The 234-nt window shown below is 61.1% G+C and carries 1 pseudogene; it reads right to left on the bottom strand.

The annotated features are described in order from the left end of the window. Window positions 1–202: pseudogene (locus QP415_RS13035) on the bottom strand (homoserine kinase); the annotation flags it as partial. Between the last annotated feature and the right edge of the window lie 32 nt (window positions 203–234).

The raw sequence follows: 234 nt of genomic DNA, 5'->3' as shown, positions 1-234 counted from the left end.
CACGCACGATCAGGTTGTCGTCGCCCTCGCTGACAGTGCCTGCCCCTTCACCCTCGACAACAATGCTGGTCGGGCCGGCGGTGGCGTGAACGGACACGATGTCGCGCAGATCCAGTGCGATCCCGAGACAGTCAAAACCCGGCCCCAAATTGGCGCTGGTGGCCGGCACGCTGACACGAGCAAAATCCGCACGCAGTTGCACGATGGTCTCCCACACATTGATTAACAGTGAAC

The organism is Pauljensenia sp. UMB3104 (assembly GCF_030217285.1).
Lineage (GTDB): Bacteria > Actinomycetota > Actinomycetes > Actinomycetales > Actinomycetaceae > Pauljensenia.
This window is presented reverse-complemented; position numbering and strand designations above follow the sequence as displayed.